Genomic DNA, 15,755 nt, shown 5'->3' with positions numbered 1-15,755 from the left:
AGGAAGGGATGCTTCGCCATGCCCGAAAACTCCATCGCCGACGATCGCGCGATCGTCGCCACCGACCTCGTCAAGGTCTACCCGGGTCGCGGCCGGAAGCCAGGGGTCCGAGCCCTCGACGGCCTCGGCTTCTCGGTCCCCGCCGGCCGCGTGTTCGGCCTCCTCGGCCCGAACGGCGCCGGCAAGTCCACGACGACCAAGATCCTCACGACGCTGTCCCGCCCGACGAGCGGCACCGCCGTCGTCGCGGGGCACGACGTCACCACCGACCCGGCGTCGGTCCGCGCCGCCATCGGCTATGTGTCCCAAGGGGCGAGCACGGATCCGCTCCTCACTGCCCGCGAGAATCTCGAGATCGCCGCACGGCTGCGCGGCGTCGCACCGGGTGAGGCCCGGGGCCGCGCGGCGCGTCTGCTCGACGAGTTCGGGCTGGCCGAGGCATCCCGTCGTCCGGTCGGAACCTTCTCCGGCGGAATGCGCCGGCGTCTCGACGTCGCCGCGGCGCTCGTGCACCGGCCGCGCGTGCTGTTCCTGGACGAGCCCACCACGGGACTCGACCCCGAGGCGCGCGCCACGATGTGGGCGGAGATCCGCCGGCTGTCCGGCGAGGAGGCGCTCACCGTGGTGCTGACGACCCACTACACGGAGGAGGCCGACCGCCTCGCGGACGAGCTCCTCCTCGTCAACCGGGGTCGTGCGGTCGTGCAGGGCACGCCCGACGAGCTCAAGGCGGCGCTGCACGGCGACTCGCTGCGGGTGTCGCTCGTGGAGCCCGACCCGGCCGCCGTGCGGGCGGCGATCGGCCGGGTGCCGGGCCTGCGCGACGTCGTGATCGAGGCCTCCGGTGTCGACGGCGTCCTCGCGGCGCGCACCGACGACGCCTCGGCGGCGGTCGGGGCCGTCATCGGAGCGTTGGATGCTGCAGGCATCCGCTTCGGCCAGGTCGCGGCGTCCCATCCCACCCTCGACGACGTGTACCTGCACTTCGTCGGCCACACCTTCGGCCCTTCGACCGGCTCAGGGACCGGGTCGGATGCCCTCACGGAAGGAGTCGCAGCATGACGACTCTCGTCCTCACCGGCGCCGCGCCTCGCGCGGGCTGGTTCACGCAGGCCGGCCAGGTGCTGCGCCGCTGGCTGATCGCGACCCTCCGCCAGGTGTGGGGGCCGGTCATGTCGCTGATCCAGCCGGTCATCTGGATCGTGCTGTTCGGGCAGGTCTTCCAGTCGCTCGGCGCGCTGCCGCAGTTCGGCGGCGCCGGCTACATCGACTACCTCGTGCCCGGCATCCTCATGATGACGGTCCTCTACTCGGGGGCGTGGGCCGGCACCGGCTACATCGACGACATCAATTCGGGCGTCATGGACCAGTACCTGACCTCGCCGGTGTCGCGGTCGGCGATCATCACCGGGCAGCTGACGCAGCAGCTGATCATCAACCTCGCGCAGTCGCTCGTCGTGCTCGGGATCGGCTGGCTCGCCGGTGCGCGCTACCCCGGCGGGGTGGGCGGCATGCTCGTCGCCCTCGGCATCGCGACGGTGCTCGCGACGATCTTCTGCTGTGCCTCGACGGCGGTCGCGCTCATCTCGCGCAGTCAGATCGCGCTGATCAGTCTGTCGCAGCTCATCGTGCTGCCGGCCACCTTCCTGTCGACCACGATGATGCCGGCCGATCTGATGCCGGCGTGGGTGCAGGACGTCTCGCGCTGGAATCCCATGACGTGGGCCGTCGAGCTCGGCCGCGGCGGCCTCAGCGGCGACGACCCCGCGAACGGCTGGTGGCAGCTCGGCGGCCTCGCGGTGCTCGCGGCACTGGCCTTCGGCTGGGCCGTGCGGTCGATCCGCGCCTACCAGCGCTCGGTGTGACCGCGTCCGGTCGTCGGCGCGCTGCTCAGGCGAGAGCGTCGACGATCGGGCGGAACTTCACCCGGGTCTCGAGCAGCTCCTTGTCGGGATCGCTCTGGGCGACGATGCCTGCCCCGGCGTGGGCGACGACCGGGATCGTCGCGCTGTACTCGGCGACGTTGCGGGGCGGCTCCCCGCCGATCTGCGCGCAGCGCAGGGCGATGGCCCACTCGCCGTTGCCGTCGCCGTCGATCCAGCCGACCGGCCCCGCGTAGCGGCCGCGATCGAACGGCTCGAGCCGGCGGATCAGCTCGAGCGCAGCGTCGGTCGGTGTGCCGGCCACAGCCGCGGTGGGGTGGAGCTCCGCGACCAGGTCGAGGGCCGAGGCATGGTCGGCCAGGTCGCCCGCGACGTCGGTCGCGAGGTGCCAGAGGTTCGGCAGCTTGAGGGTGAACGGCTCAGGATCCGCGCGCAGATGACGCACGTGCGGCGCCAGCTTCGCGAGCACGCTGTGCACGGCGTAGCGGTGCTCGTCGAGGTCCTTCGTGCTGTGCGCGAGGGAAGCGGATGCCTCGGTGTCATCGTGCGCATCGGTGCCGCGCGGGATCGTCCCGGCGAGCACGCGTGCGGTCACGACGCCGCGCGAGGCGGTGACGAGGGTCTCGGGGCTCGCGCCGATGAGACCGTCGACGGCGAAGGTCCAGGTGTCGGGGTAGTCGTCGGCGAGGGCGCGCACCAGGCGGCGCACGTCGGCACCGGCGGGGATCGTGCCGACCAGATCACGCGCGAGCACGACCTTCTCGAGCTCTCCGCGGACGATCGCATCGACGGCCTCGCGCACCGCGGCCTGGTAGCCGGCGGGGTTGAGCGTGCCGGGGCCGAGCGTGGCCGACCAGTACGGCCCGTACGGCGTGGGCTCCACGACAGCGTCCTTCATGTCCGCCGCGAGGCGTCGGATGCGCGTCACCCACGAGCGTCCGCGGTGGCGACCGATGACGGCCTGCGGGATGATGAGGCGGCTCGTGGCCGACGACCTCTCGTCGAAGACGAGCGTGCCGAACGCGACCAGCCCGGTGCCGGGGAGGCCCACGGGGTCATCGATCTCCGCGGTCGCGGCGATCTGACGCCATGTCTCGGCGGGCGACGGAAGCGTGGCCGCATCGATCCCGTCCAGCCGGCGGGGGTTGCGCAGATAGCCGCCGACAGAACCGATGCCGACGATGCCGTCGCCGCGTCGCAGCCAGGCGAGAGGCTCGCCGGGAGAGGCGTAGGCGAGGAGGTCGTCGACGTGCTCGATCTCGCGGGTCTCGACCACCAGCTCAGGCGGGCGGTGCGAAGGTGTCACGACTCCAGCCTAGACTCGCCGATCCGGGCCCGACGCCGGTCGCCGCCGCCCTTGTGTGCGCCGCAGCGCCGGGTGAGGATGGCCGCGTGAGCGTGCGCTATCTGATCACCGTCGATCCCGATGCCGACCAGGGCACGGTCGAGGCGGCCCTTCGCGACGCCGGCGCCGAGTCGGTCTCGCCGCCCGCGCCGGAGCTGCCCGATGTGTTCATCGCCACGGTCGACGAGTCGGTCGCGGACTATGCCGATCGCGCCCAGACGGTGGCCGGGGTGAGGATCGCCGAGCCCGACGCGTGGGTCGGCTTCGGGGCAGCAGGCGGTGCCGAGACGCGCGACATCGGCCTCATGCCCGTCGAAGAGCCGCTCGAGGAGCCGCCCTCGGACGACGGGCGCTGAGTCACCTCAGCCGCAGCGGCGGGTGCGCGACGCTCGCCATCGGGCCCGCGCAGCGCAGGAGCGTCAGCACGACGCCCGCGGTGCCGTCGAGGAGCGCCGGCGACCGGCCGCCCCGCACGCCGTGGCTCCACGTCGTGCTCCCGTCGGCGTCGATCCCGGCGGCGATGACGGATGCCTCGTACCGCGCCGCGCGGCGGTGCTCCTCGCGGGACGTCGCATCGGTGGACCACGCCGCCTCGGCGCCGGCCAGGTGCAGCTCGACGACTCCGGAGCGGCCGTGGCACAGGGTGGCGTCGTCGCCCTGATCATCGGTGAACTCGCGCCTGGCGCGCTCGATCGAGCGGATCGCGCGCAGGTAGGTCGCTTCGCTCTCGAGGGCATCGTCCCGGTCGATGCGCGAGCGGAGAGCCGCCGCGATGCCGATCCCCGGAGCCCCGTGGCACCACGCCAGCCCGATCGCCGGCTCATCGACGCGCAGGTCGTACCAGCCGCCGTCCTCGGCGCCGTAGCCCGCGTCCTCCCACGCCCACGCGGCATCGGCGAGCGTTCGGTCCGCGCCGATGACGCCGCCGGCATGCGCGGCGAGCAGCGCCAGCCCGATGCCCGACGAGCCGTGCGCCAGCCCGGTGACCGCGCGGTCGCCGTCGGCCATCGGCCATCGTGCGCCGCAGATGTCGACGACGGCGCGAGCGCGCAGGTCGCGCACGAGGCGTTCGGCGGCTGCAGCCCGGTGCCGCTCGGCGCTCGCCGGCAATGCGGCCGCGAGCACGGCGAGCAGATGGCCCGCTGAGCCGTCGAGAAGGTCGGCGTACCCGGGCAGCCGCGAGCCACCCGCGGCCGGGGGGGCCGCGCCCGCCCCGGCGGCGAGCCGGCGGCCGGCGGTTGCGAGGTCGGGCCGCCCGAGCAGGCCCGCGATCCGCTCCGCGGCGATCGCGATCCCCAGGTCTCCGCTCTGCCAGCCGAGCTGTCGGCGCGCGGTGCCGCGGGAGTCGAGGACGTCGGCGATCGCTGCCTGCGCGAGCAGCGCCAGTGACGCGTCGCGCGCGTGCCGTGCGGCCGCGGCGAGGGCGAGGGCGATGCCCGCTCGCCCCGTGAGGTAACCGTCGTCGACGGGCCCGGTCCTCAGGACCGATCCGTCCGGGCTCGCGGCGAGATCGATCTCGTCGCCGATCCATTGCGGCGCCGCGCGGTCGTCCACGACGACGTCGGCGGCGAGCCCGCGAGCGAGCGCGATCGCCGCGACGCCGAGTTCGGCGGCCGATCGCACCGCTGTCGGCCCGATCGAGGCCGGGGCGACCGTGGTCATGATCGTGCCTTCCAGGGGCGAGTCACGTCGAGGCCGGCCGCGCCGGCGGCCTCGCGCAGACGGTGGGGCGCAGCATCCGTGTGCGCGGTCATCGCCGCGATCGCGGCGACCTGGGCCGTCCGCAGCTGACCGAAGCTGGTGCCGTCGGCGGGATCCTCCGACATCCCGACGCCCCGGGCGATGCGTCGCGTCGTCGGCGGGATCGACGCATCGACGTGCGGCGCGAGGTCCGTGGCAGCTCGCCGAAGCGCCGCGGCCACCCGCGCCCGGACGATCCGAGGCGTGTACACGACGAGCGCGTCGGGGCGGCCGTAGCCGGCGGGTGCGGGCAGGCACTTGAGCGAGAAGGCGCTCCCGGCGTCCGAGAACGCGCCCATCAGCGGAGGCAGCAGGGCCGCGGAGTCCTCCGGCGAGCGGGAGTGCGTGTACCAGCGGTCGAGGGGCCCTTCGGGGACACCCTCACCGGAGTGCGCCCACCACCACCCCGACGCACGGTCCCATCCCGACGACCCGCGGCTGATCGTCACGAGGTCGCCGGGCGCTGGGCGGGAGCCGGGCCGCGAGGACGAGACGATGCGGTCCGTCGCGATGCGGACGTGACCCGGTGGAGCGGAGGAGGGACGACGGGATGCCACGACCGTGACCGTGCCGTCACCCACGGCGAGTACTATCCACGCGTCGGACGTGCCCGCCGCACGGCGGCGCATCGCCTCGAACAGGCCGACGCGGGGGAACGCGGGCGGGGCGACGAGGGCGCGCTCCGGGGCGATGGCATCGCCGGAGTCGCCGGTCCACCAGTTCGCGTACAGCCACTCGGCGAGCGGGCTCTCGATCTCGACGCTGGTCGGAGCGCCCGTGCGCAGTGCGCGTGCGTCATCCGAGCCCTCGATGAGCGCGAGTGCCCGGCTCAGTTCGCGCAGGGTCGCTTCGGCGGCGCGCTCGCCGCGGGCGACGGCCGCCTCGGCCGCGGTTGCGGAGGTCATCGTGCGAGACATGAGCGCAGCTCCTCGGTGAGAACGGCGAGGTGATCCTGGCGTGCGATCGCGAGGGCCGCGAGCCCGCGGGCCTGCTCCTCGTCGCCGAGCTCGCTCCGCTCGGCGACCTCGAGCGCGAACTGCGCGAGGCGCAGCACCGCGGCCAGTGCGACGCGCTCGGCGAAGAGTCCCGTGGCGCGCGACGAGATCCGCGCGGCTTCGCCGTAGCCCCGCACGAGCTGACGGCCCGGCGAGGTCAGCCCGACCGCGGCCGACCTGTCGCGCAGCAGATGCTCGGCGACGAGGCATCCGAGGTCCCATGCCGGATCGCCCGCCCCCGCGAGTTCCCAGTCGACGATGACGGGGGAGGGGCCGGGCGCGACGGCGACGTTGTCCCACTTGAGGTCGTGGTGCGCGAGCGCGCGCCCGGCGGGCGTGCGCAGGCGCGCGGCTGCGGCCATGAGGGCCGGCTGCGCGCGAAGGAGGCCGATGAGGTCGCGCGTCGTCGCGGCGAGGCCGAGCGCGTCGGCGTGTTCACCCGCGCGCAGCACGTGGAGAACGAGCGGTGGGCGCGCCGGCGGCAGCGGCAGGCCGGCGGTGGCGCGATGAACGGCGCCCACGCGGGCGCCGAGGAGACGGAAGAAGGCGCCCTCGTCGCCCATCGTGCCGGAGACGAGGGCGAGCGACGCCGGGCGCCCCGCACCGAGGTCCTCCACGACGAGGATGCCGTGCTCCTCGTCGACCGCCGCGGGCGACGGGATCGCGTCCTGCAGGGGAAGGCACCAGCGCGCCATGCGCTGCACGAACAGCTCCGCGCCGAGTCCTTCCTGGGCGGAGCCGGTCGATCCGTCGGCGGGCGGCGTGAACGCACCGGACTTGACGACCACGCGGCGCTCGTCCGGCAGGTGCACGGCCCACACCCCGTGGGCGCGGGAGAGATCGACGGGATCGGCGCGCAGCAGCTCGGAGGGACCGAGGAGCCCCGCCGCGCGCAGAGCGGTGACGGACGGATGCGGGGCGGTGCCCGCATCCGTCCGCACCATGGTCGTGTCGGCGATCACTCGTCGAACAGCCCCTCGCCGTAGGCGTCGCCGCCGCCGGACTGGAGCTCCTCGATCGCTGCGGCATAGCCGGCGGCGAAGCCGGCCTCGTAATCGCCCTCGATGCCGAACGGGTCGGCTCCGCCGGGCTGGGGTCCGGGTCCCGGGCCCGTCACGGTCGTCGGGACCTTGGTCACCGTCGTCGTCACGGGGCACGCGATGTGGATCGACTTGATCTTCTTGCACTGCAGCGGAAGGACGGTCTTGATCGTCCCGCACTCCGGGAGGGTGATCGTCCTGGGCACGCATGCCACGACCGGCGTCCGCAGTTTGACCGTGATCGTCGGCTTGATGACGATCGGGCCGCGCGCCTTCAGCACCGCCGCACTGGCGTCGAGGAGTCCCCAGCCGTACCGGTCGTTCGGCACGGGATCGCTCGCGACGTCGCGCAGCGGCTTCGCCGTCGAGCGGAGGATGTCGCCGATCTCGGATGCCGTCAGGCTCGGCTTGACCGCCTTCACGAGTGCCGCGACGCCCGCGACATGCGGCGAGGCCATCGATGTGCCGGCCATGGTGGCCAGGCCGCCGGCGAGGTACGTCGACAGGATGCCGACACCCGGCGCCGAGATGTCGATGTGCGGTCCGGTCTGCGAGAACGCCGCGCGCGACTCGTTCGACTGGATCGCGGCGACCGCGATCACGTCCGGGTAGGCGGCGGGGAAGCTCGGCGAAGAGCTGCCGTCGTTGCCCATCGCGGCCACGACGACGACGCCCTTGCTCACCGCGTACGCCACCGCGCTCGCCTCGACCGAGGTCGCGGACGGGCTGCCGAGGCTCATGTTGATGACGTGGGCGCCGTTGTCGGCCGCGTACCGGATGGCCGCGGCGACGTCGGCCGACGAGCCCGTGCCGCTCACGCGACCGTCGCTGATGCGCACGACCCTGGTGAGCGCCTTGACGGGCATGATCCGTGTCTGCCACCCGACGCCCGCGACGCCGACGGCGTTGTTCGACACAGCGGCGATGGTGCCCGCGACGTGCGTGCCGTGGCCGACCTCGTCCTCGGGGATCGCGTCGCGTCCCGCGAAGTCGCCCTCGAAACGCCACCCCGGGTTCGGCGTCGGGTTCGGGCCCAGATCGACCATGTCGAACCCGGGAACCAGCAGCGGCGCCAGCTCGGGGTGGTCGAGGTCGACGCCCGAGTCGATGACCGCCACGATGACGCTCGCGGATCCCTTGGTGACGTCCCACGCGTCCGGTGCGTTGATCTTCGTCAGTCCCCACTGCGCCCCGAACTGCGGGTCGTCGGGGATGACGCTGGCCTCGCGCCACCGGTTCGGCTCGGCGACCTCGACCTCGTCGAGGGCGTCGAGCTCGGCCGCCGCCTTGTCGGGGGCGACCTTCGTGTCGATGCGGACGCGGAACGAGCGACCGAGGATCGATTCCTCGGGCTCGGGCACGCCGTCCAGGGCCATCACGGAGCGCGCGATGCCCTGCGACGGTGGGGCGAGACGGGTGATGTCGTAGGCGCCGAGGCGCGCGAGCACGGCGTCGACGCCCGACACGCCGAGCGAATCGGCCATCGAGACGCCGCGACCGCCGGGGTGGATGGGCACGGACGCCGTCATGGCATCGGCGGCGTCGGCCTTGAGCGTGACGATGACCTCGCCGGGAATGACGTCGTCGCCGTCGATGTAGAGCGGAGCGGAGGCACCCAGTTCCGCCCGAGGAGCGGACGTGCGCTTTCGCGACGAGCCGCCGGATGTTGCAGCCATTTTCGGACTTCTCTCCTCAAGGGCCGCGAGGTTGCGGCCACCGTGGAAGAGGGATGGCGGGAAGAGGCTGATACAGCCCTACACTGGGGCGGGTGCCGACCCCGATGCACCTCTCAGGCCACCCGGATTCCGACCGCCCCGAGCCCGGAGCCCCGCTCCAGTTCCGCTGGCGCAAGTGGGACGGCGGCCCCCACTGGGTCAACGACTGCATCTACCTGGGCAGAGACAGGTGGGGCGACTGGGTCGGTCAGCCCTCGGGCTGGCGGAACGTCCGTCCCGGGCTCGAGTTCTTCGCCGACGGGCCCAACGTCACCCTCATCCCGCCGAGCGGTGACTACGCGATGACCGTGCACGGAGCGCCACGGCGCGTGCGCATCTACATCGACGTCGCGTGGGACATCCGCTGGGAGGGCCACGAACCCCGGGGCATCGACATGGACCTCGACGTCGTGAAGGCGATCGACGGGCGCGGTCTGTTCATCGACGACCGGGACGAGTGGGACGAGCACCGCGTCGCGTACGGCTATCCGCTCGACCTCGTCGACAAGCTCGAGGCGCTCGCCGTGGACCTCGAGGGCCGCGTCGCCGCGGCGGAGGCGCCGTTCGACGACGCCACGCCGGATGCCTGGCTCGCTCGTCTCTCGTCCTACGACGCGGTCGCCCCGCCCGCGCCCGTCTTCTTCACCACCGCGGGCGACGGTGGCCCCGGCGCAGGCGGAACCGCCGCCTAGACTCGAAGCCGTGGCATCCCACCCCTCCGATCACGAGCCGAACCGCGCCGACCTCCATAAGGACCCGTCGCGTGTGAGCGGCATGTTCGACCAGGTCGCGGCCGGCTACGACCGCACCAACACCGTGCTGAGCATGGGCAACGACCGGTTCTGGCGCGCCGCGACGACGCGCGCGGTGAACCCGCGCGCCGGGGAGCGCATCCTCGACCTCGCCGCGGGCACGGGCGCCTCGAGCGTCGCGCTCGCCGGCCGCGGCGCCACGGTGGTCGCGGCGGACTTCTCGCCCGGCATGATCGCCGAGGGGCGCCGCCGGCACAGCGGCATCCGGAATCTCTCCTTCGTGCAGGCAGACGCGACCGACCTGCCCTTCGGCGACGACGAGTTCGACGCGGTCACGATGTCGTTCGGGCTGCGCAACGTGAACGAGCCGAAGAAGGCGCTGAGCGAGATGCTGCGCGTCACGAAGCCCGGTGGGCGCCTCGTCGTCTGCGAGTTCTCGCACCCGCCGTCGAAGGCGTTCAACGGCCTGTACCGCTTCTACAACGACCGTGTGCTGCCGGTCGTCGCCAAGACTGTCAGCTCGAACGCCGAGGCGTACGACTACCTGAACGAGTCGATCCGCGACTGGCCCGACCAGCGCACGCTGTCGGCGTGGATCCGACAGGCCGGATGGACCGACGTCGCGCACCGCAACCTCTCGATGGGCATCGTCGCGCTGCACCGCGCGACGAAACCCCAGGTCTAGCAGCGGCCATCGCTCGGCGGACCGCGACGAAACGCGCCCCCGGTAGGCTGGGCGTGTGACACCGACAGCGCCGGGCTCGCATATCGCGGGCAAGCTGGGCCTCACCGACCGCATCTTCGCGGGCGCGCGATCGCGCGGCCTGCTCAAGACCGTCGAGGCGGGGCTCAAGCGCGTCGACAGCGCCCTCGAGCGCGAGCTGCGCGTGGCCGACACGCTCGCCGACGCGACGAGCCGGTACCTCTACGACGCCGGCGGCAAGCGCATCCGTCCCATGCTGGCGCTGTTGACCGCCCAGCTCGGCGACGGCGCCACCGACGAGGTGATCGACGCCGCGACCGCTCTCGAGATGACGCATCTCGGATCCCTGTACCACGACGACGTGATGGATGCTGCCGACAAGCGTCGCGGTGTCCCCAGCGCGCACGCCGTGTGGGGCAACAACGTCGCGATCCTCACCGGCGACCTGCTGTTCTCGCGCGCGAGCCAGATCATGGCGCGCCACGGCGAGGACGCCATCCGTCTGCAGGCCGACACGTTCGAGCGGCTCGTGCTCGGGCAGATGCACGAGACGGTCGGTCCGTCCGACGAGGACGACCGCGTCGCGTTCTACCTCCAGGTGCTCTCCGACAAGACCGGCTCGCTCATCGCGGCCGCGGCCCAGTCCGGCGTGATCTTCTCGAACGGCCCGAAGGAGTTCGAGCAGCCGATGGTGACGTTCGGCGAGAAGGCCGGCGTGGCGTTCCAGCTGCTCGACGACGTCATCGACCTGTCGGCCGACCCCGACGAGACCGGCAAGGTCCCCGGCACCGACCTGCGGGCCGGCGTGCCGACCATGCCGTACCTCGTGCTCGGACAGCGGTCCGATGCCGCCTCCGTCGACCTGCGCGAGCGCATCGACGAGGGCGTGGCGCGCATCGCCGACGGCGCCGACCCCGCGATCCTCGACGAGCCGCTCGCGCAGCTGCGCGACCACGAGGCCACCCAGGCGACCCTCGACCTCGCGAACGCGTGGTCGACCGAGGCGATCGAGGCGCTCGCGCCGCTGCCCGACGGCGCGGTGCGGGAGGCCCTGACCCGGTTCGCCCAGGCCGTCGCCGATCGCTCCAGTTAGACGTACCCGCTCCCTGAGCTTGTCGCAGGGCTGGGGCTCCGAGCCCTTCGACGAGCTCAGGGACCAGCCCCGCGCGGGGCGCGCTCCCCGAAAGGACCACCATGACCAAGCTCCGACTGGCGATCGTCGGCGCAGGACCGGCGGGCATCTACGCCGCCGATATCCTGCTGAAGGCCGAGCGCAAGTTCGACGTGTCGATCGACCTATTCGAGCAGCTGCCCGCGCCGTACGGGCTGGTCCGCTACGGCGTCGCCCCCGACCATCCGCGCATCAAGGGCATCATCACGGCTCTGCGCGAGGTGCTCGACCGCGGCGACATCCGCATCTTCGGCAACGTCCGCTTCGGCGAGGACATCACCCTCGACGACCTCAAGCACCACTACAACGCCGTCATCTTCGCCACCGGCGCCATCCGCGACACCGACCTCGACATCCCGGGCATCGACGCGACCGCGTCCTACGGCGCCGCCGACTTCGTGAGCTGGTTCGACGGGCACCCGGATGTGCCGCGCGAGTGGCCGCTGGATGCGGCATCCGTCGCGGTGATCGGCAACGGCAACGTCGCGCTCGACGTCGCGCGCATGCTCGCCAAGCACGCCGAGGACCTGCTGCCGACCGAGATCCCCGACAACGTGCACCAGGGCCTCGTCGCCTCGAACGTCACCGATGTGCACGTCTTCGGCCGTCGCGGTCCGGCGAACGTGAAGTTCACGCCGCTCGAGCTCCGCGAGCTCGGCGAGCTGCGTGACGTCGACATGGTCGTCTACGACGAGGACTTCGACTACGACGACGCGGCCCGCGCCGCCATCGCGAGCAACAAGCAGGTCATGGTCATCGACCGGGTGCTGCAGTCGTGGCGCAAGCGAGACTCGGTCAACAACGCCGGCGGCACGGCGTCGCGGCGACTGCACCTGCACTTCTACGCCAAGCCGATCGAAGTGAAGACGGATGCCGAGGGCCGCGTGTCCGCCCTCGTCTACGAGCGCACCCGACCCGACGGGGAAGGCGGCGTCGTCGGCACCGGCGAGCTGCGCGAGGTGCCGATCCAGGCGCTGTACCGCGCCGTCGGGTACTTCGGATCGCCCCTGCCCGGCGTGCCGTTCGACAAGCGTCACGGCGTCATCCCGAACCGCGAGGGCCAGGTGCTGAGCAAGGACTCGAACCAGCGCGTCAACGGCGTCTACGCCACCGGCTGGATCAAGCGCGGCCCCGTGGGCCTCATCGGGCACACCAAGTCCGACGCGATGGAGACGGTCCGTCACCTCATCAACGACCAGGGCACATGGTGGCAGCCCGCCGACCCGTCGGAGGCAGCCATCCCGGCGCTCCTCGCCGAGCGCGGCGTGGCCTGGACCGACCTCGACGGCTGGCACCGCCTCGACGAGCACGAGATGGCGCTCGGCGCACCCCACGAGCGGGCGCGCATCAAGGTCGTGCCCCGCGACGAGATGGTGGCGATCTCCCGGGCCGAGTAACCCCTCGCCTCTAGGCTGAGGGGCATGGCCGGGCCATCCCTCACGTGGGTTCCCGACATCCTCGGGAAGCCGTTCGAGCAGCTGACGCTGCCGCTCGGCGTGGACGGCGCGCACGGGCCGCTGGTCGCGACGCTGGTGCGCAGCATCCCGAATCCGTTTCTGACGCTGTTCGCCCCGCTGCGCGATGTCGACGTGCTCTATGTCCACGGCTGGTCGGACTACTTCTTCCAGCGCGACCTCGCCCGTTTCTGGACGGCACGCGGTGCGCGCTTCTACGCGCTCGACCTGCGCCGCTACGGGCGGAGCCTCCGGGACGGGCAGACGCCCGGGTACGTCGATTCGCTCGAGGACTACGACGTCGACATCGCGGCCGCGCTGCACGCGATGGGACACGCCGCGGACGCAGCCGGACAAGTGCCGCCGACGGAACCGGACACGCGCGACGGCGGCCGCAAGCTCGTCCTCATGGGGCACTCGACAGGCGGCCTCACGCTCACGCTGTGGGCTGCTCGGCATCCCCGCCGTGCGCACGCGGTCGTGCTCAACAGCCCGTGGCTCGAGCTCCAGTTGGGCACCCTGGGTCGTCAGGCACTGGCACCGCTGGTGGACATGCGGGCGAGGCTCGACCCGCGCGGCACGCAGCCCGCGGTCGACTTCGGGTTCTACACGCGCGCGCAGGACGAGATCGGCACGCTGCCGCACGACGAGCACCGCGCCGTCTGGCGGCCCGACCGGGGATTCCCGACGGCGCCGGGGTGGCTGTCGGCGGTGATGGAGGGGCATCGCCGCATCGCGGCCGGCGTCGACGTCGCCTGCCCGGCGATGGTGCTGCTGTCGGTCGGCTCGACGACGCCGCTGTCGTGGAAGGAGTCGATGACGTCGACGGACTCCGTGCTCGTGGTCGACGACATCGCCCGCGCCGCCACCCGCATCGGCGGGCTCGTCACGATCGCCCGCGTCGAGGGTGCGATCCACGACGTCTTCCTCTCGCGTCCCGCGCCTCGCGCGATCGCGTACGATGCTCTCGACCGCTGGGCTCGCGCGTACGTCGTACCGGACGAAAATGTCCCCCGAAGAGGGGACAGCGCTCTTGTAGACAGTCGGGTTAAGCTGTAGGGGAGATGTCCCCAGCATCTCAGGGAAGGCCCTCCCCAAGAATCCTTCCCATCCGTCGTCACGCGCCGCTAACCGGGGGGTTGGTTGTGCGAGAGCAGACGACGACAGGCCCCGGGTGTCCCCAGCACCCGGGGCCTTTATCGTTCCCGAGGCCGGTCGGTCACTCCGCGTGGCGGGCGAGCACGCGCACGAGCAGCACGTAGGTCGTAAGCGAGAGCACGTAGCCGAGCAGGTACACGACGAGCTCCTGCGCGAGGAAGCGGCTGTAGTCGAGCGTTCCGTCGGTGACGGCCGGCGAGTTCTGGCTCATCAGGTACGCAGCCGTCTGGCCCGCGGCGAGGATGGCCAGCAGTGCCAGCACGGCGAGGAGCGCGAGCCAGATGCGGCTGCGCCACACCCGGCCGGCCGCGGCCATCGCTGTCGACGACGTCCAGTCCGGCACCTCGGGGTCCAGCCACCCGTTCACCCGCGGGATCAGGATGACCGCGGCGATGAACGCGGCGTTGAGGACCGCGGTGCCGACACCGGCGGCTGAGCCCCCGTCGATGTCGCTGCGGACGAGAGAGGGGATGAGGAGGACGACCAGCACCGGCAGCGTCGCGACGACGGCCGACAACACGGCCCGGAGGAAGCGCATGGCCCGAGTGTAGGGTCAGTTTCCATCGCGATTGAGGAGCAACGACCATGCCCGTCACCCCCACGTCGGCCGACGCCATGACGACTCTCCGTCGACGCACGAGCGAGAAGTGGGGCGTCTACTCCGACGACGTGCTGCCGATGTTCGTCGCCGAGATGGACTTCCCGCTGGCGCCGGCGATCAGGAAGGCGCTGCACGAGGCGATCGACCTGGGCGACACCGGCTACGTCAATCCTCTGGATCCCGGCGCCCGAGAGGCGTTCCGCGACTACGCCGCGGCCGCGTGGGGATGGAAGCCGGACATCGAGCGGATGGGCATCACCACCGACGTGAGCGTCGTGATCGTGGAGTCGCTGCGCCGGCTGATCGAACCAGGCGACGGCGTCGTGATCACGCCCCCGATCTACCCGCCGTTCTACGACCTCATCCCCGAGGCCGGCGGAGCCGTCGTCGAGGTACCGCTGAGCGACGACGGATCCTCGTACGCGCTCGACATCGAGGGGATCGATCGTGCGCTGACTGCGGGCGCGAAGGGCGTGCTGCTGTGCAGCCCGCACAACCCCGTCGGACTGGTCCACGAGCGGGCGACCCTCGAAGAGCTCTCCCGGATCGTCGCCCGCCACGACGGATTCGTCGTCTCGGACGAGATCCACGCACCGCTCACCCACCACGGGGTGGAGTTCACGCCGTACCTCACCGTCTCGGAGGAGGCGCAGGCCCACGGGATCGCCGCAGAGTCGGGAAGCAAGGCCTTCAACCTCGCCGGGCTCAAGACCGCGCTGTTCGTGTCCGCGTCGGACCGTATGACCGACCTCATCCGGTCGCTGCCGGAGGAGGTCACCTTCCGAGCGGGGCAGTTCGGGCTGATCGCGACGCGGGAAGGGTTCGCCCACAGCCGCGAGTGGCTCGACGGCACGATCGCCGCGGTGCAGGGCAACGCCGATCTCCTCCAGGCCGAACTCGACGCGCATCTGCCCGCGGTGCGACTTCGTCGTCCCTCGGCGAGCTACCTGGCGTGGCTGGACATGTCGGCCCTCGGCTGGGGAGACGACCCCGCCGTCATCGCCGAGCAGCACGCCCGGGTGGCGCTGTCCAGCGGGCCGAGGTTCGGCCGGCAGGGCACGGGATATGCGCGGATGAACCTCGCCTGCTCGCCCGACACGATCATCGAGGCGGTGCGGCGCCTCGCGAGCGTGACCGTCTGAGGCAGCACCTCGCCTGGTCAGGGGCTCGAGTCAGTGGTAGTCGACGAACGGCATCG

Annotated in this window: 15 protein-coding genes; 9 read left to right on the top strand and 6 right to left on the bottom strand. The window is 72.1% G+C overall.

Annotation, left to right across the window (positions count from 1 at the left end; translation table 11 throughout):
- Positions 1-18: 18 nt before the first annotated feature.
- The gene (locus ACLBXX_RS08880; protein ID WP_447657730.1) at positions 19-1,062 is read left to right on the top strand and encodes an ATP-binding cassette domain-containing protein; all 1,044 of its coding nucleotides are present in this window, start codon (positions 19-21) and stop codon (positions 1,060-1,062) included.
- Positions 1,059-1,865: an ABC transporter permease gene (locus tag ACLBXX_RS08875; RefSeq protein ID WP_447657725.1), complete on the top strand. Its 807-nt coding sequence runs from the start codon at positions 1,059-1,061 to the stop codon at positions 1,863-1,865. The genes ACLBXX_RS08880 and ACLBXX_RS08875 overlap by 4 nt, the downstream gene beginning before the upstream one ends.
- Before the next feature lie 25 nt (positions 1,866-1,890).
- Here the strand turns inward: ACLBXX_RS08875 and ACLBXX_RS08870 are convergent, their stop codons facing one another.
- Positions 1,891-3,189 carry an isochorismate synthase gene (locus tag ACLBXX_RS08870; RefSeq protein ID WP_447657724.1) on the bottom strand — a complete coding sequence of 433 codons (1,299 nt, stop codon included), beginning with the start codon at positions 3,187-3,189 and terminating at the stop codon, positions 1,891-1,893.
- A gap of 86 nt (positions 3,190-3,275) precedes the next feature.
- Here ACLBXX_RS08870 and ACLBXX_RS08865 point away from each other — a divergent pair, with 86 nt between their 5' ends.
- Complete coding sequence (locus ACLBXX_RS08865; protein ID WP_447657723.1) at positions 3,276-3,584, top strand: hypothetical protein; 309 nt, start codon at positions 3,276-3,278, stop codon at positions 3,582-3,584.
- A 1-nt stretch (position 3,585) separates the two neighbouring features.
- Here ACLBXX_RS08865 and ACLBXX_RS08860 read toward each other — a convergent pair whose 3' ends face one another.
- The 4 genes from ACLBXX_RS08860 to ACLBXX_RS08845 are packed head-to-tail and all read right to left on the bottom strand — an operon-like array spanning position 3,586 to position 8,679.
- A complete protein-coding gene (locus tag ACLBXX_RS08860; RefSeq protein ID WP_447657722.1) occupies positions 3,586-4,890 on the bottom strand; it encodes a lanthionine synthetase LanC family protein in 1,305 nt (434 codons plus the stop codon).
- Complete coding sequence (locus ACLBXX_RS08855) at positions 4,887-5,873, bottom strand: T3SS effector HopA1 family protein (protein ID WP_447657721.1); 987 nt, start codon at positions 5,871-5,873, stop codon at positions 4,887-4,889. Before ACLBXX_RS08855 ends, ACLBXX_RS08860 begins: the two co-directional genes overlap by 4 nt.
- A complete protein-coding gene (locus ACLBXX_RS08850) occupies positions 5,870-6,925 on the bottom strand; it encodes a phosphotransferase (RefSeq protein ID WP_447657720.1) in 1,056 nt (351 codons plus the stop codon). The genes ACLBXX_RS08855 and ACLBXX_RS08850 overlap by 4 nt, the downstream gene beginning before the upstream one ends.
- Positions 6,922-8,679, bottom strand: a complete 1,758-nt coding sequence (locus tag ACLBXX_RS08845; RefSeq protein WP_447657719.1) for a S8 family serine peptidase — start codon at positions 8,677-8,679, stop codon at positions 6,922-6,924. Before ACLBXX_RS08845 ends, ACLBXX_RS08850 begins: the two co-directional genes overlap by 4 nt.
- A gap of 92 nt (positions 8,680-8,771) precedes the next feature.
- Here ACLBXX_RS08845 and ACLBXX_RS08840 point away from each other — a divergent pair, with 92 nt between their 5' ends.
- The 5 genes from ACLBXX_RS08840 to ACLBXX_RS08820 all read left to right on the top strand — a co-directional run bounded on the left by ACLBXX_RS08840 (position 8,772) and on the right by ACLBXX_RS08820 (position 13,857).
- The gene (locus tag ACLBXX_RS08840; RefSeq protein WP_447657718.1) at positions 8,772-9,410 is read left to right on the top strand and encodes a DUF402 domain-containing protein; all 639 of its coding nucleotides are present in this window, start codon (positions 8,772-8,774) and stop codon (positions 9,408-9,410) included.
- A 10-nt stretch (positions 9,411-9,420) separates the two neighbouring features.
- Positions 9,421-10,155: a demethylmenaquinone methyltransferase gene (locus tag ACLBXX_RS08835; protein WP_447657717.1), complete on the top strand. Its 735-nt coding sequence runs from the start codon at positions 9,421-9,423 to the stop codon at positions 10,153-10,155.
- 55 nt (positions 10,156-10,210) lie between these two features.
- Positions 10,211-11,266, top strand: coding sequence for a polyprenyl synthetase family protein (locus ACLBXX_RS08830; protein WP_447657716.1), 1,056 nt, complete (start codon positions 10,211-10,213; stop codon positions 11,264-11,266).
- A gap of 101 nt (positions 11,267-11,367) precedes the next feature.
- Positions 11,368-12,741, top strand: a complete 1,374-nt coding sequence (locus ACLBXX_RS08825; RefSeq protein ID WP_447657715.1) for an FAD-dependent oxidoreductase — start codon at positions 11,368-11,370, stop codon at positions 12,739-12,741.
- 24 nt (positions 12,742-12,765) lie between these two features.
- On the top strand, positions 12,766-13,857 hold the full coding sequence (locus tag ACLBXX_RS08820; RefSeq protein ID WP_447657714.1) for an alpha/beta hydrolase: 1,092 nt from the start codon (positions 12,766-12,768) through the stop codon (positions 13,855-13,857).
- 160 nt (positions 13,858-14,017) lie between these two features.
- Here ACLBXX_RS08820 and ACLBXX_RS08815 read toward each other — a convergent pair whose 3' ends face one another.
- Positions 14,018-14,494, bottom strand: a complete 477-nt coding sequence (locus tag ACLBXX_RS08815; protein ID WP_447657713.1) for a hypothetical protein — start codon at positions 14,492-14,494, stop codon at positions 14,018-14,020.
- A gap of 47 nt (positions 14,495-14,541) precedes the next feature.
- On the opposite strand from ACLBXX_RS08815, the gene ACLBXX_RS08810 reads away from it, so the two are divergent.
- Positions 14,542-15,699, top strand: coding sequence for a MalY/PatB family protein (locus tag ACLBXX_RS08810; protein WP_447657712.1), 1,158 nt, complete (start codon positions 14,542-14,544; stop codon positions 15,697-15,699).
- Positions 15,700-15,755: the final 56 nt, after the last annotated feature.

The organism is Microbacterium sp. C23T (assembly GCF_053345975.1).
This window is presented reverse-complemented; position numbering and strand designations above follow the sequence as displayed.

Bases quoted from the DNA above. Each gene is read 5' to 3' on its own strand.
- ACLBXX_RS08880 (WP_447657730.1), top strand. From the start codon at position 19: ATGCCCGAAAACTCCATCGCCGACGATCGCGCGATCGTCGCCACCGAC.
- ACLBXX_RS08875 (WP_447657725.1), top strand. From the start codon at position 1,059: ATGACGACTCTCGTCCTCACCGGCGCCGCGCCTCGCGCGGGCTGGTTC.
- ACLBXX_RS08860 (WP_447657722.1), bottom strand. From the start codon at position 4,890: ATGACCACGGTCGCCCCGGCCTCGATCGGGCCGACAGCGGTGCGATCG.
- ACLBXX_RS08855 (WP_447657721.1), bottom strand. From the start codon at position 5,873: ATGACCTCCGCAACCGCGGCCGAGGCGGCCGTCGCCCGCGGCGAGCGC.
- ACLBXX_RS08845 (WP_447657719.1), bottom strand. From the start codon at position 8,679: ATGGCTGCAACATCCGGCGGCTCGTCGCGAAAGCGCACGTCCGCTCCT.
- ACLBXX_RS08825 (WP_447657715.1), top strand. From the start codon at position 11,368: ATGACCAAGCTCCGACTGGCGATCGTCGGCGCAGGACCGGCGGGCATC.
- ACLBXX_RS08820 (WP_447657714.1), top strand. From the start codon at position 12,766: ATGGCCGGGCCATCCCTCACGTGGGTTCCCGACATCCTCGGGAAGCCG.
- ACLBXX_RS08815 (WP_447657713.1), bottom strand. From the start codon at position 14,494: ATGCGCTTCCTCCGGGCCGTGTTGTCGGCCGTCGTCGCGACGCTGCCG.
- ACLBXX_RS08810 (WP_447657712.1), top strand. From the start codon at position 14,542: ATGCCCGTCACCCCCACGTCGGCCGACGCCATGACGACTCTCCGTCGA.